The sequence below is a fragment of the Lysinibacillus sphaericus genome (assembly GCF_002982115.1).
GTDB classification, from domain to species: Bacteria; Bacillota; Bacilli; order Bacillales_A; family Planococcaceae; genus Lysinibacillus; species Lysinibacillus sphaericus.
The window spans coordinates 2,836,951-2,861,611 of record NZ_CP019980.1 but is presented as its reverse complement, the minus strand read 5'-3'; the positions used below and the strand labels follow the sequence as shown (position 1 = coordinate 2,861,611).

The following is a 24,661-nucleotide window of genomic DNA, read 5'->3' as shown; positions in this document are numbered from 1 at the left end:
TTATGTACAAACCAATAATTGAGACATTTATTAGTCGGGATAATGTTTCAGATACAACTATTAAAAATATCTCTATTACAAATCCTTTAGCTGTTGAAATGGCACAGACTATTTTAAAAGAAAATGAAGGAGATTACTTAAGTGGCTATGTATCCATAATTTATAATGATATTGTTATTTTTGGAGAAGAGCAATTAACTGAAGACTTATTAGATACGTGGTGTGATTTAATTTATATTTTTGATAATCATTATGATGGGAGAAGGCATGGGATAGTTTTTTTAGATAATGCTTCTTATGATGATACAGTAATTAAAGAAATAGGGCAGTTTTATCAAATTGAACTTAATAGTTCAAGCCAATTCCTCTTGCCAAAAGAATCATTCAAAAATGAACTGAAAAAGGAATTTTTCAAATTTGTGGAGTTTTGTAAAAATGAAAAACTACAGTTTGCAGAAGTGAGTTTATATCAAGCGCTATTAGAAACGTATGATGAATTAATACAAAATGAAGAAGATAAAAACTAGAAGGCTAAAATCTAAAATTTATTAGGGAGACTGCTTGTTTTTAGCGAGCAGTCCCCATAACTAGGGTGTTCTATGAATAAACTAAAAATCGAAACATTTATAGGGGAAGAAGATTTAAATGCTCCTGTTTATAAAATCGAAAGTTTTTCTATTACCAATCCATTAGCAGTGGAAAAGGCACAGAAGATATTAGAAGAAAACGAGGGCGATTACTTATGTGGCTTTGTGAGCTTAATTTATAATAATGTGGTGATTTTTGGTGAAGAACAATTAACGGGAGATTTATTAGATACGTGGTGTGATTTAATCTATATTTTAAACCATAGATATGATGGAAGAAGTATTGATATTACTTTTTTAGATAATTACAAGGGCAATGCATTAGTTCAAGAAATTGGCCATTTTTAAGAAATTCAACTAAATCATTTACAGCGTTTTCTCGTACCTATAGAGCTATTCCGGAATGAGGTAAAGAAGGAATTTCTTAATTTTGTGGAGTTTTGTAAGAATGAAAAATTACAGTTCGCCGAAGAAAGTTTATATCGTGGAATTTTAGAAACGTATGATGAATTACTTTATGATGAAGATGAAAGAAGTTGAAAGGTAAAAATACAGACAAGGGACTGCTTATTTCCAATGAGCAGTTCCTCTGATTTAAGACTTTTAACATGAGACTCGTTTTCAAAAAGTGTGGTGCTTTGTATGAATAAACTAAAAATCGAGACTTTTATAGGAGAAGAAGATATAACTGCTCCTGTTTATAAAATCGAAAGTTTTCCTATTACCAATCCATTAGCTGTGGAAATGGCACAGAAGATATTAGAAGAAAACGAAGGTGATTACTTATGTGGCTTTGTGAGCTTAATTTATAATAATGTGGTGATTTTTGGTGAAGAACAATTAACGGAAAGTTTATTAGAAACGTGGAGTGATTTAATTTATATTTTTAATAATCACTATGATGGAAGAAGTCATGGAATTGTTTTTTTAGATAATGCTTCCTATAATGATACGGTAATTCAAGAAGTTGGTGAGTTTTATGAAATACAACTAGATTGTCACCAACGCTTTCTAGTTCCTATCGAACTTTTTAAAAATGAAGTGAAAAAGGAATTTTTTAATTTTGTGGAGTTTTGTAAAAATGAAAAACTTTGGTTCTCTGAAGAAAGTTCTTATCGAGGACTTTTAGAAACGTACAATGAAATAAAAATAAGCGAATAGGGGACTGCTTGTTTTAGCGGGCGGTCCCCCTATTTTTTTAATTTTTTTCTTTTTGAATAGCGTTGCGTGCTAGTGCATCTGCTGCTTTATTTTGCCCATCTGGAATCCATTTGATGAAAAATAAATCAAAATTATTTGCAAGTGTTAATGCTTGTTCAAGAAAAGGTTTAAATTCTTCGTTTTTGACATATTCTTTTTCTATAGATGTAACGACCACTTTTGAATCGGAACGGACGGAGACAATGCTTGTACCTAGTTTTTGTGCTTCTTCTAAGCCCCGTACTAATGCGGTGAATTCGGCGATATGATTATTTGTATGACCGATGTACTCACTAATTTGTACGTGATGGCCTTCTCCTTTAATAAAAATGCCAATGCCGCTAGGGCCAGGATTACCTGCACTTGCCGCATCGATATAGACCTCTAACATGAAAATCCCTACTTTGCGATTAGACTTCCATTTTATTGTACAGCAATGGGGCTGTTTGACAACCTCCAAATGATTGAAACAATTTTTGTTAAATTAGGATGAACAAAATAGTTGCTTGAACACAATGTTGACTTCATAATAGAAAGACATGAAATTTGGACGTGAAGGGGGCGAATGTTCTTAATGGATAAAGTGACGGTTATGAAAGATATTGATGAACTACATGATATGTACTGTGCTGATTGCTTAGTCATTAAGCAACTGCGGAAAGAGCGTGGGAAACAAGGGGCCCATCGTTTTTGTATTGAGGCGTGTACAGTAGGAGAGCGACTGCAGTTTTTAGGGGAGGAGCTAATGAAAGTGTATAGCAAATAAGGCGCCGATTGTGAGAACTCACATAAAAATATCCAATAAGAAATTTTTATGCATGAAATTAAGCATATGTAGTGCTTTTCTTGCATAAATAACTATATGTTCGGAAATAATAAAATTGGTTGGTTACCATAGAAAAAGCTACCTTGTTATCTGTTATTATGCAGATAACGAACGTAGCTTTTTTCTATTTATTTTTTGAAACGCGGGTAAAACAGTGTAAATCGCGGATAGAAGTCCACCAAACGCGGGTAAAACAGTGTAAATCGCGGATAGAAGCCCACCAAACGCGGGTAAAACAGTGTAAATCGCGGATAGAAGTCCACCAAACGCGGGTAAAACAGTGTAAATCGCGGATAGAAGCCCACCAAACGCGGGTAAAACAGTGTAAATCGCGGATAGAAGTCCACCAAACGCGGGTAAAACAGTGTAAATCGCGGATAGAAGTCCATCAAACGCGGGTAAAACAGTGTAAATCGCGGATAGAAGTCCATCAAACGCGGGTAAAACAGTGTAAATCGCGGATAGAAGTCCATCAAACGCGGGTAAAACAGTGTAAATCGCGGATAGAGGTCCATCAAACGCGGGTAAAACAGAAGAAATCGCGGATAGAAGGCAAATACCGCTTTAGCAAAACAAGTGTTAGATTGATTGTAACTCAATCTAACACTTGTTTTTGTTTTTTATTTTGTTGAAGCGTATTGACTTAGATCTTGGTAGTATTTTGTTAAAGAGGAAGGGGAAATATCGAAAGTCGCTGCAATTTCTTTGACTGTCATAGAAAGTGATTCAAATAGCTCTTTTTCCTGACCGTAGCGAATAGCACCTGCTGCGATGGCCGCTTCTTTACGTGCAGAGGGTTGTCCTTCGATTAAGTAATCCTCTAATAGTTCAAGCATCGGAGCTGTTTCACGCTCATTTTGTTCAAGGAATTCCTTGACTTGCGTAATAACACCGTTCTCGAAGTTTGTGAATTCTTCGCCCTTGTAGCCGTTAGACACAAGTAGCTCCCAGAATGTTAGATGATCTTCTTTTAAGAATGTTTGAACTTTCTTATTCGAAGCCTCAAAGTTTTCTTTTAACTTCACAAATACTTGTTCATGGTCATGTGGGAAGAATATAAGCGTTGATACCGCTAGATAATGCGCTTCCTGCTTCGTGCCATCTGGCAGGATAAACGCAAAGACATGCATTCCCTCAGGAATTGGCTTATCATTTTCGCGACGGATATAAATTTCTTCATTTGAAAGAACATGACTAGCTTTAAAATATTTTTCCTCTACAACAGTTACCGTACCAATAAAGAGTGTAGGTTGTGACCAGCCTTCAAGTACTTTTAAAGTTGAAGGTCTTACCGTCTTTTTCTTCGTTTTCTTTAAATACCCTTTCCAAATAGATGGCTCTTGATGGAAGAAGAAGTCGTCTAACGCAATCGCTTCAATAAGCTCACGTTGTAGTACGCTCTCTAATTTAGGCTGCCATGTGCCAACATGCTCGATATAAGCACGAACATCTTTGCGTTCTGGATATTCTAAATAGAATGTTTGTAGTACACGCTCTAGTTCTTCGATTGCTACAGCTTCAACTGTAACTTGCTGTTTACCTTCACAACATTTTTTGTATTTTTTGCCGCTACCGCATGGGCATGGATCATTACGTTTTACCATAATTAGAAACACTTCCTTTGAAAATTGTTAGTCGATTTTTGCTAAATAAATTGCGTACACTTAATAATAACGGTACTTTTGTATGAAGAAAAATGATTATCTATTTTGAAATATCAAAAAATTAGAGGGACGCCCTAATTCTATTATATGTATGTATTTTCTAGCTTAGAACTAAAAAAAGAAAACCATCTACGCACTTGAATTGAGCGTAGATGGTAATACTATTAGACTTCAATCTCTGCTGTTAGTCTTTCAAGCTCGTCAATTAACTGACCGATGTAAGCAATTGTATCTCGCAGCGGTTGATCTGTCGTGACATCAACACCTGCCATTTGGGCAAGCTCTACAGGCGATTTAGTGCCACCTGCTTGCAGTACTTTTAACCATTCATCTACAGCCGTACTACCTTCTTTTAAAATACGTTGCGATACTTGTGTAGAAATCGTTAAACCAGCACTATATGTGTATGGATACAAGCCCATATAGTAATGAGGCTGACGCATCCATGTTAATTCTGCGCCTTCTAGGATATGGACAGTATCGCCCCAGAAATCTTCTAAAACAGTACGTTTTAATTGATTCAATACTGTAGCATTCACTGATTCGCCAGCGTCCACTAGTTCATATACTTTACGTTGGTATGCTGCCTCTAGTAAATGTGTGACGAAGTTATGATAATATGTTTTCGATACGATGTTTGATATAACCCAACGTTTAAAGCGTTTATCATCATTATGTGTCAATAAATAGTTTGCTAATAGCATTTCATTCATTGTAGATGGTGCCTCGATAAAGTAGAGGGAAGGGCGATTATTCAAATACGATTGATGTGCATGTGCATTAACAAAATGACCGGCGTGACCAAGCTCATGGATTAGTGTGAATACCTCGTTCATACGCTCATTCCATGACATTAAAATGTACGGATGGCTACCGTAGGGACTTGAGCAAAATGCGCCTGTAGATTTTCCTTTATTTGGTGCGTAATCAATCCAGCGCTCGTTGAACGCCCTTTCAATCATTTCCTCATAATCTTTACCCATTACAGCTAATGATTTTTCAACATAATCTTTTGCTTCTGCCATTGTTAATTTTGGATCATAGCTTGGATCGAGTGATATTTTTAAATCAGCAAACGTCATTTTATCTAAGCCATGCGCTTTTTGTACAAGCTTGGCATAACGACGCATATGTGGGGCAAGCTCTTTTGTAATAAGGTCAATTTGACGATTATAAAGCGAACGATCGACATCTTGGTCAAATAATAAAAAGTCAATGACAGAGTCGAAGCCCCGTAAATCGGCGATTGTTTTCTCTTGCTGGATATGCGTGTTATATACTTTTGCCGTAGTATGTTGATACTCACGAAGCTTGTTAGAAAAGGCATTGAATGCTGCTCGACGTATCGTTGGATCGCTTTCAAGTTCCCAATCATTTTCGAATAACACATAGCTAAGTGGATGATTTTTGCCATTTGCCTCAAACTCCCCGAAATGCATATCCACGAGCTTTGTCGTGTTATAAATTTCATAAGGTGCGTCGAATGTAGAACGCAAAGCAGCAAGCGTTTTTTCTACTTCAGGATGTAGTTGATGAGGCTTTTGCTTTAACAGTTGTGTGATATAGCGATTATATAGGGGACTTGACGCTGCAGCTTGCTCTAAAATGGTTTCGTCTAATGCAAGCAATTCGCTATTCACAAATGCGATGGAACTGCTAATTTTTCCAATCGCCGTGCTAAATTTTGCTGCGCGCATTTGTGCAACGTCATCCGTACGATCAGCCTGTATATTTAAGCTCGCATAGGTTCCCAGAGGGATAATGCCTACTTGTAATGCTTCAAAGGCTGTCAGTACCTCAATTACCTTTTGCGCATCCGTAATGCTCCCCTTATAGGTGCTTTCAAATTTTACTGCATCTTCTACAAACTGAGCTAATGCAGGTTCAAAATCAGCGTCATTTTCAAGTAAATCCTGTAAATTCCACGTTTCTTCCACTGCAACATCTTTCCTTAATGGTAATACTTCCATGTCAGAACACCCCTTTTAACGTAAGTGATTCCATTATAACGAAACTATTTCGAAAAGTGAAATAATTGCAGGGGGAAGAATAAGATTTTAGTAGCCTAGCGAAATCATGATTTTTTTAAAAAAAGAAGCAGAACGTGTTTGAAATTGTGTCAGTAGGGAAAAATGAAGTATAGCCAGAGTACAAAGTAACGCATACTAAAGGCTAGTATGAATTATTGGAGGAGATATTATGTCACAAAATTTAAACAAGCAACTAAATAAGCTAGTAGCAACATACTCTGTACTGTATACAAAATTGCATAACTACCATTGGTATGTAACAGGCAGTGCCTTTTTTACACTGCATGAAAAATTTGAAGAATTATATAATGAAACAACATTAAATTTAGATGAAATCGCAGAGCGTATTCTATCCAAAGATGGCAAACCAGTAGCTACTTTAAAAGAGCATCTGGAGCTTTCTTATATAGAAGAAGCAACAGGTAAAGAAACAACGGAAGAAATGGTTGCTACAACAATTTCTGATTTCCAAAAGTTGATGAAAGCTTTAAACGCAACGATGGAGCTTGCGGCAGAAGAGGGCGACGATCGAACGGAAGACTTATTAAACGCTATGTATCAGTCACTTGAAAAACATGCATGGATGTTAAAAGCATTCCTGAACGAATAACTTTAAAAGGAAGACAAAAAAACAGTAAAGGCAGTTCCTCTGATACGAATAAGTATGGAGTGGCCATTAAAAATAGGAGGACATATATTGCATGAATGAACAAAATCCATATATTGAAGTGGCACACTCGAAAGAGGAAATGCTAGAAATATTAAAACAAATGCATAACCGAGGTTTTCACACGAATGATATTCATATTATTGCGAAGGACGCTACGCCATTTGCGGACATTAAATGGGAAACAGATATACACACGCATGAGGCAGGCAATTGGCTCGATCAGTTTAAATCATGGTTTACAGGTGAATCTGCTGTAAAAGAAGGCGTCAAACGTTTTCATTTAAGTGAGGGGCAAACGGCCTATTATGCACAACTTGTAGAGCATGGTGCTATTGTTGTGTTTGGCGAGAAGGCCAACACAGATACCCCAGTAACAATAGCGATTGATCAAGAGGAAAATCGCTATTGGCATAATCCACTTGAACCTCGCGTTACTGCGCCTGAACCATTTATTGATACGATTGATCATGTCGAGACGCCTGAGCAACGAGAGCATCGGTTAAGAGCAGAAGAAAGTTTGGAAGAAGCGGAACAATTGAATAAAGATAATACGTAAGTAAAACCCTCTTCTGTTAAAGAAGGGGGTTTTTACAATATATTGCTTTACTATTCTGTTCTCGTTTATTGTTCTAACTATTATAATAGTATAAAAAGGAATTGCTGAAAGGATAGCCGAACTGATGCCAAAGGGAAGAAAAACGACATTAGAGGAACGAGTTCAAATCGTTTTCTTTTGTTTAAAGCATGATAAAAACTACCAACTTACTGCAGATAGGTTTCAAGTGTCGTACCAACAAGTTTACCAATGGGTTAAAAAATATGAAGCGGGTGACGAAGCATCGCTACAAGATAAACGCGGGCGAACTAAAAAAGAACAGGAGCGTACAATAGAAGAACAATTTAAAGAAGAAATAAAATATCTTGAACGCGAAAATGAACGTCTACGTACAGAAAATGCATTGCTAAAAAAGCTAGAGGATATCGAAGGGAGGAGAGTTATGTAAATAAATATACAGCCATTCAAGCATTGCATCACAACGACCACTACTCTATCTCGCTACTATGCGAATGCGCAGGAATTGCACGCTCAGCTTATTATAAATGGACACAGCGCGTACCAACAAAAAGGCAGCTTGAAAATAACGAGATTTTAAAAGAAATAAACGCGCTACATGAAAAGGGACAAGCAAAATTTGGCTATCGCAAAATGAAGCTACATCTAAACCATAAATACAATAAACAATTTAATCATAAACGGATTTATCGATTGATGAAACTAGCTGCTTCGCCATCACAAAGTATGCAAATGGACGCACCACAGCCTACCCCAACTCTAAAAAATCCTGTTGGAAATCTATTCAATGAGGAATAGTATTGATTGTAGTTTAGAAATTGCGGAATACTGCTAAAAATATATAAACTAAATTAATAAACCGAATGCTAAAATGAAGGACGCTTGTAGTACATATAATTTGCATTCGGTTTATTTCGTCTACTACTATATTTTGGCTATAACCCTTTGTTGAAGTAGTTACTATTTTAAGTGATACTAGGATTAAATAAACCTTATTGTTACAAACGGCTTGCCTCCGAATCGTTCCAATTATAATAAACAAACTTTAATTTTTGTCCATTCATTGCAAACTCTTCAGAACTTGTGCCAGTGTATATAAATCCATTTTTTTCTAATACTTTTTGTGAAGCTATATTGTTTGTTGTTGTTTTCGCAGCAATTTGTCGAATGCCTTTATTGCTCGCGATTGTTAATAATAACTTTAACGCTTTATTAGCAATGCCCTTGCTGCTATGTTCATCGCCAACTCGATAACCGATATGACCTAACAGTTGTTTTTTATCTATATCGGTTAAATTGATGCGCCCAACGATTTGTCCAAGTTCATTTTTGATTAAATAGAAATAAGATCGTTCTTGCTCTTGTTCATGTATTAGCATAAGGTTTTGCTTTTGAAAATTATTAAATTCATAATAATCATCACCACGACTAGGTACCATTTTTTCGAAATAAGCCCGATTAGTAAGCTCGAATGTATATAAACTTTCCATATCAACGTATGTCAATTGGCTTAATGTAATATTCATAGAGTCTCCTTTTTGGCAAGATGTATCCAACGTTTTTATTCCATTATACGTAATTTAAGGACATAATGCTTTAACAAACTCTATCAAGTATGCTTGTTCAAAGTACTCAATGTAGAGTTCTTTTTATTTGGATGCCAATCGTACATAGTGTATTAAGATTTTTACCCTTTTTGTTATTTTTTATTTTATTTAAGGTGTCTACTTGACAGGGTTCGACAGTATATTGCATACTGAAATTATAAAAATAACAATAATTTGGAGGGGTAATTATGCCACAAGATTTAAACAAGGAATTGAATAAACTCGTAGCAACATGGTCGGTACTGTATACAAAACTACATAACTATCATTGGTATGTAACCGGGAATGCCTTTTTTACACTCCATGCAAAATTTGAAGAATTATACAATGAGGTTACATTAAATTTTGATGATACGGCTGAACGTATTCTATCCAAAGGTGGCGAGCCTGTCGCTACTTTAAAAGAATACCTTGAGTTATCCTATGTAGAAGAAGCAACGGGAAAAGAGACAGCAGAGGAAATGGTCGCAACTACTATTTCTGACTTTGAAAAGCAAATGCAAGCTATCAATAATACGATGCAGCTTGCTGCAGAAGAAGGCGATGACCGTACAGAAGATTTGCTGAATGCGATGTATCAATCCCTTGAAAAACATACTTGGATGTTAAAAGCCTTTCTTGATAAAAAAGGCGCTTAAAATACAGAGCACTTGGAGTTTAGTTAAAGCTCCAAGTGTTTTTTTAATTTTGGGAGGACAGGCAATATGACAAACAGGCAACAGAATAATAATTGAGATGACAATTATTACAGTTGTATAAAGGATGCATAAAAAGGGTTTTTTCTTAAAGTGTCGGGGTACATACATAGTAAGCCTTACAAATTAGGAGGAATTGAACATGATGAATGAACAAAACCCAAAAATTGAAGTTGCACATACGAGAGAAGAGATGTTTCACATTTTAAAATGTATGCGCATGGAAGGTTACCACACGGATGAAATCCATATTATTGCAAGAGAAGCTAGCGATTTGGAAGATGTCAAATGGAACGCTGATGTGAAAACCCACGAAGCTGGTAATTGGTTTGACCAAATTAAATCATGGTTTACAGGAGAAACAGCGGTCACAGAAGGATTAAAACGTTTTGATTTGACAGAGGGTCAGACAGCATATTACGCACAACTTGTGGAAGAAGGGGCCATTGTATTATATGCAGAACATGATGACAACATCGATCCAACATCGGCTACACTTGGCGTCGAATCACAACGTGCACAACTGGATGCGCTGGATACACGTGTCACGCCACCTGAATCGATTGTGGATGAGACACCAGCTCAACGTGAGGAACGCTTAAAGGCTGAAGAGCGTATGAATGATGCGGAACAAATAAGAAGATATTTGTAGTTAACGATAAATGATTATTGTCGCGGAAAGCGCTCACCGAGTGGGCAGAGCAGCAGATAATAGAAAAGAGTGGGATTGATTATGGTCAATCTCACTCTTTTCGTATTGATTAATGCATCACTTTTTCCTGTTCATGTTTTCTTATAAAGCGTAAAAGGTGAAGATGTTCCAGTTGGGCAACAAGATTGCCGATTAAAATAAAGCTACCACCAATCAGTAATTTAACCGTAAGCCCCTCACCGATAAACATCATGGCAAACATCGCGGCAAAAATAGGCTCCAATGAAAAGATAAGCCCTGTATGTGTAGCAGATGTATACTGTTGTGCAACAGTTTGGCCAACAAAGCAAAATGCGCTACAAATAATACCAAGCCCTAAAATGGCAATCCATGAAGTAGTAGAATTTGGAAGTGTTGGTGTTTCAAAAAGTAGCGTTAAAACAAGTGCATACAATCCAGCGAAGCCGAGTTGATAGATGCCGTATGAAATCGACTCTACGCTACGAGTAAATCGACCGTTTAACAGCAGATAAATTGAATAGCTTAACGCAGCAATAGCGACTAAAATATCGCCTGTTTGGAAAGTAAATGAATGTTGTACAGTTAATACAGTAATACCAATCATTGTGCTAACAATCGCAAAACTAACAGCTTTTGAAGGCAATTTTTTGTCGATAAAGCTACTGAATATAGGCACTAGCACAACTGTCAGACTTAAAATAAATCCTGCGTTGGAAACGGAAGTAGTCTCCAGTCCGAATAAGCTAAGTGCAAACACAATGAATAAAAGCAAACCTTGAATAGCTGCGTATTTTAATGTTTTGAAATCGACTTTGATCATGCGTTTATAAAAGAGTATGCCTGCTGCAAAAAATGCGATAATACAACGTAACGCTACCACATTATAAACAGCCAATGTTTCAAGCCCCATAACCATAAACGTATAAGACAATCCCCAAAACATTGTTACAATTACCATTAGTAAATTTGCTTTTCCTTGATTACTCATTATGCCACCTTCAATCTGTGTACTAAAACAGTTTTATACTAAAATTTACTATATATCTTGTATTGTGATTAGTAAAACGAATGTTTATAATGATTAATATTAAAAAAATTCATGTATAAGAGGGAAAGTGAATGAGTTTAGTCAAATACGAGATTTTGAATAAAGTTGCTGAAGTATCGAGTTTTACAAAAGCAGCTGATGCGCTTGGATTAACCCAATCGGCAGTTAGTCATGCTGTTTCAAGCTTAGAGAAAGAATGTGGATTTGCACTAATCCATCGAAGTCGAACAGGTGTAACATTAACGAGCGAAGGACAAACGATGCTGCGTGCGATGCGTCAAGTTCTCGATGCAAATGAATTATTACAGCAAGAAGCGGCCCATATTCTTGGTGTGACCCGTGGTAAATTGCGAATAGGTGTTATTTCTAGTATTTCATCCAATTGGATGCCCGAAATTATTCGTATTATGGACAATCAGTTTCCAGGCATACAAGTAGAATTGCGCGAAGGCGATTATTATGAAATCGAACAGTGGTTACAAAGCGGTGTTGTGGATGCTGGGTTTTTAAATGGTCAAAAATCGGAACAATTCCAATTTATCCAGTTAGTACAAGACCCTCTTTTATGTATCGTTTCCAATCAAAGTTCTCTCTATAACCGAGCAGAAATTGATATTGCTGAATTAGAGGATATGCCTTTTATAATGACGTCATATCGGGGTACCAATGATGTAAAAGTTCTTTTAGAGCAGTATCATGTGAAACCAAACATCCGCTTTGAGCTGTCAGAGGAAGTAGGAATTATTTCAATGATTTCGCATCATTTAGGAATTAGTATTTTACCTCGCTTAGTTATTAATCGATTGCCGTCTTCATTAAAGGCCATCCCGTTAAAACAAGGTGGTTATCGAACAATTGGGCTGGCAATGAAACACCAAGCCTCACCAGTGACAAAAAAATTTGCGGAAATTTTAAGTGCTTGGCTGAAAGAACAAAATAAGAAATAGGTTATTTTAACTTTTTACGTTAAAATAGAACATGAAGAAAGCTTAGTATTTCATGATAGTTTGAAAAGAAAAGGTGAGTGTGAGTGGGGACATTACAAGGAAAAACCGTACTCATTACAAGTGGGGGAACACTTGAAAAATGGGATCGTGTGCGCGGGCATACGAATTTATCGAAGGGGACGATGGGCTGCTATTTGGCTGAAGCAGCATTAGAAGCTGGGGCAGATGTTATCTATATGCATGGCTATTTTGCACAACTTCCAGTTAACCAAGATAAAATGCGTACTGTACGCTTTGAGGGGATTGAAGATTTAGGTGACAAGGTTCGCCATGCGGTACAGGAAGGACAAGTAGATATCGTGATCATGGCAGCGGCCGGCTCTGATTGGGTAATTGATAAAGTTTACGATCAATCGGGCAATCTCATGGAAGGTGCGGGTAAAATGCCGTCCGACGAGCCTCCTATTATTCACTTTAAAAAAGCACCGAAAGTGTTAGGACAAATAAAGGGCTGGCAACCGAATGTCACGTTAGTAGGCTTTAAGCTAGAGGCAACAGAGGATGAACAGTTCTTACTATCGCGTGCACGTCTTCGTATGGAAACGGCGAACGCACAATGCATGGTTGCTAATAGCTCGCAATCGCTGTACGGTGGTCAAGAGCCTCATTGGATTGTACCTGCACAAGGTGATCCCATCAAAGTAATTGGCAAACAAGAAACGGCAAAAGTATTGATGAATTACTTACAAAATGTATAACAACAAACTGTGTAGAAGATGATATTCTGCACAGTTTTTTTGTTGTCATACATCATTCCGTTCCAAAATATGAATAAAGTAAAGGTGATTTACCACTTGCCACTAACACTATTGATGAAATAAGGTATTAAAAATATGGAATTGTAAGGGAAAAATGAAACTTTTTTCTTAATTACAAAGTATTCAGCTAGGTTTTATAATATTTATATTGACAATAGGTTTTCTGAATTATAGAATTATTTCCAAGAAACGTAGTACTGAAGCTAGGAGAGTAAAATGCAAATTCAGTACTATCTTTAGAGATAAGAGAACTAGTCATTTTGATGCTTGAATGTCTTTTATACAAAAAGTGAAAAAAGAAGGGGTGTATCGTATGTCTCAACTGTCTAAGATTGATGATAAGAAATTAGAAGTGATTGCGAAGGCCATTCAAAATTTAGAATTTGGTGAAGTGCAAATTACCATTCAAGATGGTGTGATTGTACAAATTAATCGACTTGAAAAGCAAAGATTTCCACAGAAAAAGTAAAGTTTTAATAGAATGCGGAAGACTCAACAAAAGACTACCTTAAAAGCGCCCTTTGACGCCACATAGGTAGTCTTACACTAAAAATCGATAAACGAAAAAACGCACTAAATGTTTCTTTATTTGACATCTGCTAGTTTACTGTCTGTTAATGCTTCGAACAAAGTGCTAGAATCCTTTTCGTTCAAATGAACATATTGCTGTTCACCTTGTACGACCTCTAGTGTGTTTTTGTTTGGAGCAATCCAAACGGCATAAGTGATGGCTTTTGCGTTGGTATTGGAATTAACAAATTGAAATATAAACTCATAGTCTGGCAATCTTGCCATATCGACTTTTCGTTTCTCCCAGTCAGCATGATGTAGTATTTGTTTAACCGCTTTTACCTCTTTGGAATGGGTAATTTCCTTAAAATCCTCATAAGCTCCGTCTTCTGCCATTTTTTGAACTTCAATTTTTTGTTTTTCTAAGCTTGTACAACCTGCAATAATGAAAACGAATAATAAAGGGACAAGTATATTTCTATAATCGGGCATGATAATCGTTTCACTCCTTTTACACTCGTAATCTTGCGATGAGCAGCGATTTTAAAACGTTAAAAAAGGTATCTCAAAGGGGAAATTTGAAATACCTACTTAAACCAGATTATTCGTAAAAGCTCGTTGGAATTTGTCCAAGATGTCTACGGTGATAGAGCAAAGGTTCCTTCTGTCTATTATCAATTTGTAAAACTTGCCCAATAAAAATCGTATGGTCACCTGCATCAATTTTATTATATGTTTCGCATTGTAGCGTAGCTAACGTATCATGCAAAATAGGTAAACCATGTGCAGAAGTAGACCAATGAACTTGCGCAAATCTGTCAGCGATTTTACTTGAAAATACCGTACATAAATGTGTTTGCTCATACGCTAAAATATTGACCGCAAATTTTTCTGTAGTACTAAAAAATGGATGTAGTTGTGATTTTTTGTCCAATGACCATAGAATGAGAAGCGGATCTATGGAAACCGATGCAAAGGAGTTGACCGTTAAGCCAATCGGTTCATTTAGATTATTGCAAGCTGTAACAACTGTGACACCTGTTGGATAATTCCCTAATGCCTGTTTAAATGCAGTTACTTTGTCCGTCATACACATCACCTCTTGTTATGTTATGGAGAAATCCGTTTGATTGTTCTTGTAGCATTTTCTTCGTTCTATTATGGATAAGCCTACAAAATAATCTAGCAACTGTAAAGCGCATTTTCATTGAAACGGCTGGATGTTCCCTCAAAAGACGGGCTAAGTGAGGACAAATGGGATAGAGACTTTTTCTGAGGTAAATTACATTATAAGAATATACGAGTGATGATAGTGGCATTCATATATGTGTTCATAAAAGCAACGCCGTAGCAAACAGCAATGACCGTGTAAAAAGTGTTAGATTGATTGCGCCCAATCTAACACTTTTTTGGTTATTAGTCGCCTTTTTTAGTTTACAACAAGTGGTGTTTCATTGCCCTCATTGTCTTCGTTATGTTTGTTATCACCTGGAATAATTCGGTTTTCAGTGTCTTTATCGAAGAAGTGGACTTTGTTCATATCGAGTGCTAGTGGGATAACTTGACCAGGTTTAACATTGGCATGTGAATCCACACGTGCAATAAATTGCTGCCCTTCGACCTGTGAATAGAGCATGATTTCAGCCCCCATTAATTCCGCCACTTCAATCGTTACCTCGATTCTAGACCCTGGCGATGATTCAATAAACGCCTGTTCATCGTGGAAATCTTCTGGACGTATGCCCATTATAATTTCTTTATGGTTGTAGCCTTGCGCTAGTAAGTATTTCATTCTTTCTTGTGGAATAGCAATAGAAGTACTGCCAATGTTGAGTTTGCCATCGGTAAGCGTACCCGTAAAGAAGTTCATGGCAGGGGAGCCGATAAAACCGCCAACAAAAACATTTTTAGGTTGCTCATAAACTTCTTTTGGTGCTCCTACTTGCTGAATAATACCATCTTTCATAACAACGAGGCGCGTTGCCATCGTCATAGCTTCCGTTTGGTCATGGGTAACATAGATCGTTGTTGTTTGTAGGCGTTGATGAAGTTTAGTAATTTCTGCACGCATTTGAACGCGTAGCTTGGCATCTAAGTTCGATAAAGGCTCATCCATTAAAAATACTTTCGCATCCCGAACAATGGCACGTCCCAATGCCACACGTTGCCGTTGACCGCCCGAAAGTGCTTTCGGTTTACGATTTAAATATTCCTCAAGACCTAGAATGCGTGCGGCTTCGTTGACACGACGGTTAATTTCATCTTTCGGTAATTTGCGCAGTTTTAATCCAAATGCCATATTTTCATATACGCTCATATGTGGGTAAAGGGCGTAGTTTTGGAATACCATGGCGATATCACGATCTTTTGGTGCAACATCATTCATGCGTTTTCCATCAATGATTAAATCTCCCTGAGAAATTTCTTCGAGACCCGCGACCATACGTAATGTGGTAGATTTACCACAACCTGAAGGACCTACGAAAACAATGAATTCCTTATCTTCAATGTCCAAATTAAAATCTTTTACTGCCGTGACATTTTTATCATAGATTTTATAAATATGTTGTAATTTTAGTTCTGCCATTTGGTTCATCTCCCTTGTAATGGTTTTTTAGAGTATAAGAGAAAATTATGCAAAATGTATATGTATACATTACACAAAATATCATTGGGCACATTGAACAACTATTAATAATTTTCTGATTTTAGCAACAACATAGCGAGTGAAACAAATGCGGCATTGGCAAAGGATCGAATATCGATTCCTGTATTTTCTATAAACTTATCCAATCGATACTGTAGGCTATTGCGATGAATATAAAGTTTTTTTGCAGTCGAAGACGCGTTTAAATTACATTGTAAAAAGACTTGAATTGTATCAAGCATCTCCTCCCCTTGCATACTTTCAACAAACAAATTGGAAAGTATGTTTTTGTTAACGAGTGATGGAGCATGAATGAGTAGTAAAGGCAATGCTTCGTGAAATGTGAGTGATTTTTCACGATCAGCGAATCGATGGATCGCTTTGAAACATTGGTATTCATAGCTAAACTTTTCTTTTACGAATAAATCAGCTTGATGCAGTTGACCGATATAACTATAAATTTTAACAAAAAAATCACTTGTTAATGTATCACTTAGTTGGCTAAATGCCTCTTTATCAAAAACGACTTGGGGCTTTTCATCTACGATAATGCCATGTGTATCGTCCATCATAAGTATTACCGGTTGCTGAAATCCTCCTGTAATGGCCTCTTTAAAATTATGTAAATCATCAATAGGTTGTTTGAGATAGAAATAGCAAAAACGCAAAGTTTTTACACCTTGTAAAAAGGGTAGCTCTTTTCCATCGTTGTTTAAAAAATCATACCATTTTTGTTGAACGCTAGAGTTATTTTGTCCATTTATCGTATTATCTATGGGAAGAAATAAAGTCAGTAAAAGATTACGTTCGGCATCTGAAAGGGCTGTTTTGACGATGCCAAATTTACAATTATCTTCTGTCATAAACCAATATTTACTGTTGTCTTGTGCATTATATGTAGTTGTAAAGGCAGTCTGAAAATAATTTTCTAATTTCTTAAGCATTGGTTTCTCCTTTTTAGACTGATTGTAAACAATCGTATCTCCATCTGTAAAACAATTTAAATACTTCTAGACATCAAGTGGGCTAGTCTGAAGCCTTTTATATCGGTCCTTTTAAATAGATTTCGGTCATGTCTATAAGGAGTAGTTTTTTATTATTGTTTACGAAGGTGGAATTTTTCTCCGTAAATTAAAAAAATAAAGAAAATTATTTACAACTTTTTTGACTTGTTATAATATTACTTGTAAGCGTTAACAGTAATGACATTTAAAAAACGCAAGAGGTTAATGCCATGCTTTATCATTTCGAAAATAGGGGCATTAAAACATGCTATTTTCGTGGTGTTTTGTCAACGGACAATGATATAAAAACTTTTTAGGTGGTGTTCAAAGGTGAATTTAGAAAAGTATAAAGGAATCATTCCTGCTTTTTATGCTTGTTATGATGAGCAAGGAGAAATATCTGAAAGTAGAACGAAAGAATTGTGTAACTATTTATACAAAAAAGGTGTTAAAGGGCTTTACGTTGGTGGAAGTTCAGGAGAATGTATTTATCACAGCTTAGAAGAAAGAAAAGCGACCCTAAAATATGTGGCACACCAACTAAAAGGGAAGCTTACATTAATCGCACATGTGGGGGCACCATCAACAAGGGATAGTGTAATTTTAGCAAAATATGCAGAAGAATTAGGCTATGATGCTGTCTCGGCCATTCCACCTATTTACTTTAAATTTTCAGAAAGTTCGGTTTATAAGTATTGGACGGAAATTATGGATGCAACGACAATGCCATTTATTATTTACAATATCCCACAAACGACAGGTTTTGACCTTTCACTCAATCTCTTTAAAAAACTAATAGAAAATGAAAAAGTGATAGGGGTAAAAAATTCTTCTATGCCTGTTATGGATATTGAAAGATTTAAGGCTACTGCCGGTGACAATTTTATCGTCTTTAATGGGCCTGATGAGCAATACGTTTCAGGCAGAATAATCGGTGCTGATAGCGGAATTGGTGGAACATATGCCGTAATGCCTGAGCTATTTTTAATGGCAGAAAAATTTGTGTCAGCAGGGGATTTCGCGAATGCTAGAAAAATTCAACATGATATTAATGATATTATCGTTGCTTTATGTTCGTTAAATGGTTCTCTATATTCCACGATTAAAGAAATTTTAAAACAAAACGGGGTTCATATAGGCAGTGTCAGAGCTCCATTAGAGCCGGTATCGGGTGACGATTTAAATAAAATCGCTAGTATTAAAGCGTTAATCGACAACGCCATCCAAAAGTATAAAGGGTAGTCCACTTGAAAAGGTCAACCGTTAGTAATAAAGGTTGTCGATAATTACAAGTGTAATTTCACATAGGGGAGGACACAAGCTAATAAAAAGCTTGTCTTTCATATAGGCAATTTTAATTTAATGACATTCATAAGGGGGAGTCGTTTATGTTTCAAAGGCGTTATTTCGCAACTGCAATAGCAATCTTGTTTGTACTTTCAGTGCTAGCAGGATGTACAAGTAATTCTACTGATAGTTCAAAATCTAGCTCTAGTTCATCTGATGTGGTCGAGCTAAAAGTATGGTTAACTCCGCAATGGAAAGGGGTTTTAGATGCTTCTGAAAATGGAGCAGATTATGATAGCTTCTTCAAACATGCAGGGGAGCGTTTCGCTGCTGAGTATAAGGAGCATAACGTTAAGGTGAATGTAGAGGTAATTGCAGGGGAGCAACGAGATGAGCTATTAAATGTCAATCTGAATGGTGGAACACCTCCAGATGTGTTCTTTGAAAGTGTATTTGCCATGGGAGACTACGCGCATAGAGGAGCATTAGTACCATTAAATGATATTGTGGATGAGCAATCAAAAAAAGATATTGCTCAAGGTTATTGGGACAGTGTGACATTTGGTGAAGATGTGTACTTCTTCCCGTTCTCGCATAACCCAGGTACTTTAGCTTACAATGCGGACATGTTTAAAGCTGCAGGACTTGACGAGTACATTGGTGGAGAGTATGAAATTAAAACTTGGACACTAGCTGACTATGAAAACATATTAAACAAGTTAAAGTCCGATATACCGAAAGATCAATATTCCAATGCGTACCCTATGGGATTATATGCGTTAAATAATCAAGGTGATACTTGGAATCTTGCTTATTTAAGAATGTTTGGCAATCCATTTTTTGATAACAACGGCAATTTAATCATTGATGATGCTAACGGTGTGAAAGCAGCCAATTGGTTAAAGAAAATTTACGATGATGGCTTAACAAATCCAGGGGTAGAATCTGTTTCTTCAAATGACGTGAATGCGATGTTCCAAAATCAACAGCTTGCAATTAGTTTTACTAACGCAATATTATTCAATAACGCAAAGGCTGATATGGAAAGTGGAAAAGCGCCTAAGTTTGATATAAGACTAGCAAACATTCCTTCTGAAAGTGGCGATCCATTATCGTTCACGTATGTAACGGGTGCAACTGTATTTGACACAAAAGATGAAACGAGAATAAAAGTTAGTAAAGATTTTGTGAAATTTATTTCCACAGATGCTGAACTTGTCAAGGCTTCTAAAAATGGTGTACCTGTTAGAACATCAGTTGCCAACGAGTTCAAATCTGAAAAGCCTTATTTCGAGGCGTATTCTGCTAACGACCCTTACATGTTTAACTTCACAGGTAACGTACCGGGCTACAGCCAATTAAGACAAGTTTTATATCCAGAACTACAAGCACTATACACGGGTGGAAAAACGGCGGAGCAGGCTGTGAAAGATTATGAAACAAAAGGCAATGAGGTAATTGAAGAATCAAAAGCAGATTCTGTAATTTATAAAAAATAGCATGGCGTGTATATAACTTTACAACAATTTAAGCCCCTAGATGCTGGGGCTTAAATTGTAGAAAGGTAAATGATAGCGATGAAAATCAATAAAAAATCGTTTAAAGAAAATATGACAGGTTACTTGTTTATCGCACCTCAAATTTTACTTTTTCTTATATTTTTAGTTTACCCTATTATAGAAGGAATCCGTTTAAGTTTATTTAAAATAAATTATCAAGATGAAGTGTTTGTTGGTTTTGCTAACTATAAAAAATTATTTAGTGATCCTGTATTCGTTCAGTCTACAATCAACACCGTTATTTTTGTAGTATGTATTGTCGCGCTGACGGTGTTTTTTGCCCTGTTTGTTGCCTCTACTGTATTTGATAAAAATGCGAAATATGTGTCTTTTATACAAGGTGCATATTATATTCCGGTAATGGTCTCGGCGGTTGTTATGAGTATGATATGGAGCTTTTTGCTAAACCCTGCAAATGGACTTATTCCTTTTATAGCAAGAAAAATGGAACTAGCCTCCGTCAACTTTTTAGGGGATACGAATTGGGTATTACCAGTCATTATTTTCGTTACATTTGCGACAAATGTGGGGCAGGCCATTATCCTTTATATTGCCTCTATGATTGGGGTGCAAAAGGAACTTTTTGAAGCGGCTGAAGTCGATGGTGCAAGTCGCATGAAAATCATATTCAAAATCATTATTCCAATGGTTAAACCGACGACGATTTACATTATTATTATGAATATTATCGCAGTACTTAAAATATTTGTCGTTATTCAGTTATTAACAGGTGGAGGGCCAAACAACGCCTCTACGACACTCATGTATTACTTATACAATAATGCATTTAAGTATAATCAGCTTGGTATTGCTTCTGCAGTAGGTGTAATTATGTTCCTCATTACATTAGTGTTATCTACGCCACAGCTAAGAACAATGCTCAAGAAGAATTAGAGGTGAACGAGTATGCGAAGAAATAACAACAAGAGGAAAAGAGAAAAAATAGAAATCATAACAAATTGCATTGTACTATTTTTTGCCGGTTTAAGTCTTTTCCCGCTCTATTGGCTTGTGACAAGTTCCTTTAAGAACAGTGCGGATGTAGTAAAAATGCCACCAGATTGGTTTCCAAAAAGCTTAAACTTTAGTAACTATGTAGATGTATTTAACAATCAGCCAGCTTTTATATGGACTTATAATAGTTTGTTTGTAGCTTTAATGTCCACATTTGCTTTAATTGTTGTTAGTTCACTTGCGGCCTATGCCTTTTCCCAATTGAAATTTAAAGGGAAAAACATCATTTTCATTATTTTTATTTCAAGTTTAATGATACCTAAAGAGGTTATGATTGTTCCGCTATTTAGAATTATTCAAGATATGAATATGGTCAATACATTAAGTGGTATGATTTGGCCTAATGTCGCAACAGCCTTCGGGGTATTTTTACTAAAAGGATTTTTTGATACCATTCCAGATTCATTAAGAGAAGCGGCCAAAATCGATGGCGCAAGCGAATTCCGTATATTTTTTAAGATTATGTTGCCATTAGTTAAACCGGGTATAGGTGCTTTATTTATTCTTAACTTTGTGCAAGTTTGGAACGACTATTTATGGCAACTTGTTGTTGGGCAAGACGTTCATTCCAAAACATTAATGGTAGGAATCGCAACCTTAATGCAAGATTTAAATCCTAACTTTGCTTATAAGATGGCTGGTGCTACTGTAGCAGCAATTCCGATGTTACTGATATTTATTTTCTTCCAGAAGTACTTTACAAAAGGAATAACGATTGGAGCAGATAAGTAAATGTTTATCCATGGAGATGTATGCAAATGAATAAAAAACAAAAAGTATTTGACGGTATTAAAAGACAACTGATTGTTTCATGTCAGGCACTTCCAGAAGAACCTCTTCACAGCCCTTTTATTATGGGGAAAATGGCTTATGCGGCGATGCTTGGGGGAGCTAAGGGCATTCGGGCAAATAGTATTGAAGATATTCGAGAAATTAAGCGTATGGTTGAACTGCCGATTATTGGTATTATAAAAAAGACGTGTGAAGGGTCCGACGTAGTGATAACACCTACTGCTCATGAGATTGAATTGCTTTATCAGGAGGGGGTAGATATCATTGCGCTAGATGCCACGAAAAGGATACGACCTGATGGCACCACTATCAGCGAATGTTTCCCTAAAATTAGGGAAACATTTAAAGACCAAATTTTTATGGCTGATTGCTCCACGTATGAAGAAGCAAAAGTGGCCTATGAACTTGGGTTTGATTGCTTAGGTACAACATTAAGTGGTTATACGGAATATACAAATGATAAAAAATTGCCGGATACAGAGTTAATTAAAAGATTAGTCCAAAGTTTTCCGATTCCTGTTATTGCAGAAGGTGGTATTTGGACTCCAGACGAATTGAAACGCGTTTTTGATTTAGGTGTTCATACAGCAGTGATCGGTACAGCAATCACTAGACCGATGGAAATTACGAAAAGATTCGTTCAGGCTATACAATAGTGAAGATTGCTAGACGAAGAAGAATAGTGTTTTAAAGGATGATGCAAGTGAAAATATTAGCCGCTGATATTGGTGGAACATCGATAAAAGTAGGGATCGCAGATTATAATGGACGCTTAGAAGTATTTAAAGAATATGATACGGAAAGTAACAAAGGCGGAAAGTATTTAGTTGAAAAACTAATTAAGATAATCCATGAGTTTCAAGGCTTTCAAGCAATAGGCATTAGTACGGCAGGTCAGGTTAATAGTGCAGATGGTTCTATTATTTATGCTAATGATAATATTCCAAACTATACGGGAACTAAATTAAAGGAAATTCTCGAGAGGCATTTTAAAGTGCCTGTTAAAGTTGAAAATGATGTCAATGCAGCTGCCCTAGGGGAAAAGCATTTTGGTGCAGCACAGAACTATCATGATTTTATTTGTTTAACTTATGGTACAGGTATTGGTGGTGCCATTATCATAGACTCTAAAATTTATAAAGGGCATAATGGCTTAGCAGCAGAATTTGGGCACGTGATTACGCATCCTTTCGGTAATAAGTGTAACTGTGGTAAGCAAGGATGTTATGAAACGTACGCTTCGACAACGGCTTTAATAAAAAAAGCACAGCAAATAAACGCTGACTTTATAAATGGTAGAGTCATTTTCGAAAGAATGCATCAGGGAGAAAAGAGCTTAGAAAAGGTTTTTCAAGATTGGATAGTAGAAGTAGCATTAGGGTTAACTTCCTTCATTCACATTTTTAATCCTCAAGCGATTATAATAGGTGGTGGTGTTATGGAGCAAGATCATCTTGTTGAGATTATAGCACATCAAGTGAAAGCGTTAACGATGGAGAGTTTCACAGATGTTAAAATTATGCAAGCCTCACTTGGCAATAAAGCCGGCGTTTTAGGTGCTGTGTCACTTCATTTACGAGGCGATTAATAGAAGGAGTATTAAAATGGCAAAACAAGATATATTTTCACTTATTCATTCGAGATACAATTCTTTTACTAACACGGAAAAAAAGGTAGCTGATTATATTCTCGAAAATATTAAAGATGTTATTTACATGTCGATTACCGATTTGGCTGATGCGTGTCATGTAGGAGAATCAAGTGTATTTCGATTTTGTAAAACGATGGATTTAAAAGGCTATCAGGAGTTTAAAATTATGTTAGCTCATAGCATTTCTCTCGATAATGAAACCCCGCAACTATCTAGTGCCATTACGATGCAAGATACAATTGTGGAACTATCGTCGAAGGTTTTATCTTCAAACGTTCAAGCGCTAACGGAAACCTTTAATTTACTATCGGAACAGGATATTGCACTAGCTGTTGAGTGCATGATTAATGCCCAAAGAATTCACTTCTTTGGCGTCGGCTCGTCCTTAATGACAGCAATGGAGGCCAAAAACAAGTTTATGAGAATTACGAATAAAACCGAGTGTTCGCTCGATTCACATCTGCAAATTATGTCTGCTGCTTTAATGACAAAGCAAGACGTAGCTGTGCTTATATCTTATTCGGGTTCAACGAAGGATACAATTGAAGTAGCAAAAGTAGCAAAAGAACGAGGGGCAAAAATTATTTCAATCACGAGATTTGCCAAGTCTCCTTTAACAAGTTTTTCTGATATTACATTGCTTTGCGGCGCGAATGAAGGGCCACTTCAAGGGGGCAGTTTATCTGCAAAAATATCACAGCTCTATCTTTTAGATTTACTATATTTAGAATACTTTAAGAAAACAAATAAGGACTCCGTTCATAACAAAGAACTGACTGCACAAGTGGTTATAGAGAAGATGTTATAAAGGCAGACAAAATATTAGGACAAGTAAATTGATTGGTGGGGAGAGTGAGG

The 24,661-nt window shown here is 36.4% G+C and carries 29 protein-coding genes; 20 read left to right on the top strand and 9 right to left on the bottom strand.

All coding sequences use genetic code 11. The features are described 5' to 3' along the window. Positions 1 to 2: 2 nt before the first annotated feature. The 3 genes from LS41612_RS14485 to LS41612_RS14475 all read left to right on the top strand — a co-directional run bounded on the left by LS41612_RS14485 (position 3) and on the right by LS41612_RS14475 (position 1,748). Positions 3 to 527 (top strand): hypothetical protein, encoded by a 525-nt coding sequence (locus LS41612_RS14485; protein WP_024363442.1) that lies wholly within the window; start codon positions 3 to 5, stop codon positions 525 to 527. Positions 528 to 599: 72 nt separating this feature from the next. Further along, entirely contained in the window at positions 600 to 935 is a 336-nt protein-coding gene (locus tag LS41612_RS14480; protein WP_024363443.1) for a hypothetical protein, read from the top strand. Positions 936 to 1,229: 294 nt separating this feature from the next. Then, on the top strand, positions 1,230 to 1,748 hold the full coding sequence (locus LS41612_RS14475) for a hypothetical protein (RefSeq protein WP_024363444.1): 519 nt from the start codon (positions 1,230 to 1,232) through the stop codon (positions 1,746 to 1,748). Positions 1,749 to 1,785: 37 nt separating this feature from the next. Here LS41612_RS14475 and LS41612_RS14470 read toward each other — a convergent pair whose 3' ends face one another. After that, positions 1,786 to 2,178, bottom strand: a complete 393-nt coding sequence (locus LS41612_RS14470) for a ribonuclease HI family protein (protein WP_024363445.1) — start codon at positions 2,176 to 2,178, stop codon at positions 1,786 to 1,788. Between the two features lie 183 nt (positions 2,179 to 2,361). Here LS41612_RS14470 and LS41612_RS14465 point away from each other — a divergent pair, with 183 nt between their 5' ends. Then, positions 2,362 to 2,553: a zinc-finger domain-containing protein gene (locus LS41612_RS14465; protein WP_024363446.1), complete on the top strand. Its 192-nt coding sequence runs from the start codon at positions 2,362 to 2,364 to the stop codon at positions 2,551 to 2,553. Positions 2,554 to 3,233: 680 nt separating this feature from the next. On the opposite strand, the gene LS41612_RS14460 is transcribed toward LS41612_RS14465, so the two are convergent. Then, positions 3,234 to 4,217 carry an SEC-C domain-containing protein gene (locus tag LS41612_RS14460; RefSeq protein WP_024363447.1) on the bottom strand — a complete coding sequence of 328 codons (984 nt, stop codon included), beginning with the start codon at positions 4,215 to 4,217 and terminating at the stop codon, positions 3,234 to 3,236. Positions 4,218 to 4,441: 224 nt separating this feature from the next. Beyond that, positions 4,442 to 6,247: an oligoendopeptidase F gene (gene pepF / locus LS41612_RS14455; RefSeq protein ID WP_024363448.1), complete on the bottom strand. Its 1,806-nt coding sequence runs from the start codon at positions 6,245 to 6,247 to the stop codon at positions 4,442 to 4,444. A 229-nt stretch (positions 6,248 to 6,476) separates the two neighbouring features. Here pepF and LS41612_RS14450 point away from each other — a divergent pair, with 229 nt between their 5' ends. From LS41612_RS14450 to LS41612_RS23920, 4 genes are all read left to right on the top strand, one after another. Next, positions 6,477 to 6,917: a Dps family protein gene (locus LS41612_RS14450; protein ID WP_024363449.1), complete on the top strand. Its 441-nt coding sequence runs from the start codon at positions 6,477 to 6,479 to the stop codon at positions 6,915 to 6,917. Between the two features lie 91 nt (positions 6,918 to 7,008). Then, on the top strand, positions 7,009 to 7,533 hold the full coding sequence (locus tag LS41612_RS14445) for a general stress protein (protein ID WP_024363450.1): 525 nt from the start codon (positions 7,009 to 7,011) through the stop codon (positions 7,531 to 7,533). A 124-nt stretch (positions 7,534 to 7,657) separates the two neighbouring features. Beyond that, positions 7,658 to 7,981: a helix-turn-helix domain-containing protein gene (locus tag LS41612_RS14440; protein ID WP_024363451.1), complete on the top strand. Its 324-nt coding sequence runs from the start codon at positions 7,658 to 7,660 to the stop codon at positions 7,979 to 7,981. Between the two features lie 23 nt (positions 7,982 to 8,004). Next, positions 8,005 to 8,349, top strand: coding sequence for an IS3 family transposase (locus tag LS41612_RS23920; RefSeq protein ID WP_024363452.1), 345 nt, complete (start codon positions 8,005 to 8,007; stop codon positions 8,347 to 8,349). A 200-nt stretch (positions 8,350 to 8,549) separates the two neighbouring features. On the opposite strand, the gene LS41612_RS14430 is transcribed toward LS41612_RS23920, so the two are convergent. Further along, complete coding sequence (locus LS41612_RS14430; protein WP_024363453.1) at positions 8,550 to 9,077, bottom strand: GNAT family N-acetyltransferase; 528 nt, start codon at positions 9,075 to 9,077, stop codon at positions 8,550 to 8,552. A gap of 269 nt (positions 9,078 to 9,346) precedes the next feature. On the opposite strand from LS41612_RS14430, the gene LS41612_RS14425 reads away from it, so the two are divergent. Next, positions 9,347 to 9,796, top strand: coding sequence for a Dps family protein (locus LS41612_RS14425; protein ID WP_024363454.1), 450 nt, complete (start codon positions 9,347 to 9,349; stop codon positions 9,794 to 9,796). A gap of 199 nt (positions 9,797 to 9,995) precedes the next feature. Continuing rightward, on the top strand, positions 9,996 to 10,505 hold the full coding sequence (locus LS41612_RS14420; protein WP_024363455.1) for a general stress protein: 510 nt from the start codon (positions 9,996 to 9,998) through the stop codon (positions 10,503 to 10,505). 109 nt (positions 10,506 to 10,614) lie between these two features. Here LS41612_RS14420 and LS41612_RS14415 read toward each other — a convergent pair whose 3' ends face one another. Then, positions 10,615 to 11,514, bottom strand: coding sequence for a DMT family transporter (locus tag LS41612_RS14415; RefSeq protein WP_024363456.1), 900 nt, complete (start codon positions 11,512 to 11,514; stop codon positions 10,615 to 10,617). Between the two features lie 131 nt (positions 11,515 to 11,645). On the opposite strand from LS41612_RS14415, the gene LS41612_RS14410 reads away from it, so the two are divergent. From LS41612_RS14410 to LS41612_RS14400, 3 genes are all read left to right on the top strand, one after another. Continuing rightward, a complete protein-coding gene (locus LS41612_RS14410; protein ID WP_024363457.1) occupies positions 11,646 to 12,521 on the top strand; it encodes a LysR family transcriptional regulator in 876 nt (291 codons plus the stop codon). 83 nt (positions 12,522 to 12,604) lie between these two features. Then, entirely contained in the window at positions 12,605 to 13,279 is a 675-nt protein-coding gene (locus tag LS41612_RS14405; RefSeq protein ID WP_024363458.1) for a phosphopantothenoylcysteine decarboxylase domain-containing protein, read from the top strand. A gap of 373 nt (positions 13,280 to 13,652) precedes the next feature. Then, positions 13,653 to 13,808, top strand: a complete 156-nt coding sequence (locus LS41612_RS14400) for a YezD family protein (RefSeq protein ID WP_080653350.1) — start codon at positions 13,653 to 13,655, stop codon at positions 13,806 to 13,808. 116 nt (positions 13,809 to 13,924) lie between these two features. Here the strand turns inward: LS41612_RS14400 and LS41612_RS14395 are convergent, their stop codons facing one another. From LS41612_RS14395 to LS41612_RS14380, 4 genes are all read right to left on the bottom strand, one after another. Beyond that, the gene (locus tag LS41612_RS14395; protein WP_024363459.1) at positions 13,925 to 14,341 is read right to left on the bottom strand and encodes a YhfM domain-containing protein; all 417 of its coding nucleotides are present in this window, start codon (positions 14,339 to 14,341) and stop codon (positions 13,925 to 13,927) included. Between the two features lie 109 nt (positions 14,342 to 14,450). Then, positions 14,451 to 14,939: a flavin reductase family protein gene (locus LS41612_RS14390; protein ID WP_024363460.1), complete on the bottom strand. Its 489-nt coding sequence runs from the start codon at positions 14,937 to 14,939 to the stop codon at positions 14,451 to 14,453. A gap of 339 nt (positions 14,940 to 15,278) precedes the next feature. Beyond that, complete coding sequence (locus LS41612_RS14385; protein WP_024363461.1) at positions 15,279 to 16,436, bottom strand: oligosaccharide ABC transporter ATP-binding protein MsmX; 1,158 nt, start codon at positions 16,434 to 16,436, stop codon at positions 15,279 to 15,281. Between the two features lie 104 nt (positions 16,437 to 16,540). Continuing rightward, positions 16,541 to 17,440, bottom strand: coding sequence for a PucR family transcriptional regulator (locus LS41612_RS14380; protein ID WP_024363462.1), 900 nt, complete (start codon positions 17,438 to 17,440; stop codon positions 16,541 to 16,543). A gap of 390 nt (positions 17,441 to 17,830) precedes the next feature. On the opposite strand from LS41612_RS14380, the gene LS41612_RS14375 reads away from it, so the two are divergent. The 7 genes from LS41612_RS14375 to LS41612_RS14345 all read left to right on the top strand — a co-directional run bounded on the left by LS41612_RS14375 (position 17,831) and on the right by LS41612_RS14345 (position 24,611). Continuing rightward, complete coding sequence (locus LS41612_RS14375; protein ID WP_024363463.1) at positions 17,831 to 18,742, top strand: dihydrodipicolinate synthase family protein; 912 nt, start codon at positions 17,831 to 17,833, stop codon at positions 18,740 to 18,742. A gap of 146 nt (positions 18,743 to 18,888) precedes the next feature. After that, a complete protein-coding gene (locus tag LS41612_RS14370; protein WP_024363464.1) occupies positions 18,889 to 20,286 on the top strand; it encodes an ABC transporter substrate-binding protein in 1,398 nt (465 codons plus the stop codon). 69 nt (positions 20,287 to 20,355) lie between these two features. Continuing rightward, complete coding sequence (locus tag LS41612_RS14365) at positions 20,356 to 21,240, top strand: carbohydrate ABC transporter permease (protein ID WP_233433800.1); 885 nt, start codon at positions 20,356 to 20,358, stop codon at positions 21,238 to 21,240. A 12-nt stretch (positions 21,241 to 21,252) separates the two neighbouring features. Further along, positions 21,253 to 22,092 carry a carbohydrate ABC transporter permease gene (locus LS41612_RS14360; protein WP_024363466.1) on the top strand — a complete coding sequence of 280 codons (840 nt, stop codon included), beginning with the start codon at positions 21,253 to 21,255 and terminating at the stop codon, positions 22,090 to 22,092. Between the two features lie 26 nt (positions 22,093 to 22,118). Continuing rightward, positions 22,119 to 22,808, top strand: coding sequence for an N-acetylmannosamine-6-phosphate 2-epimerase (locus tag LS41612_RS14355; RefSeq protein ID WP_024363467.1), 690 nt, complete (start codon positions 22,119 to 22,121; stop codon positions 22,806 to 22,808). Positions 22,809 to 22,849: 41 nt separating this feature from the next. Beyond that, the gene (locus LS41612_RS14350; protein WP_307723615.1) at positions 22,850 to 23,740 is read left to right on the top strand and encodes an ROK family protein; all 891 of its coding nucleotides are present in this window, start codon (positions 22,850 to 22,852) and stop codon (positions 23,738 to 23,740) included. Between the two features lie 16 nt (positions 23,741 to 23,756). Beyond that, positions 23,757 to 24,611: a MurR/RpiR family transcriptional regulator gene (locus tag LS41612_RS14345; protein ID WP_024363469.1), complete on the top strand. Its 855-nt coding sequence runs from the start codon at positions 23,757 to 23,759 to the stop codon at positions 24,609 to 24,611. The last annotated feature ends 50 nt before the right edge of the window (positions 24,612 to 24,661 follow it).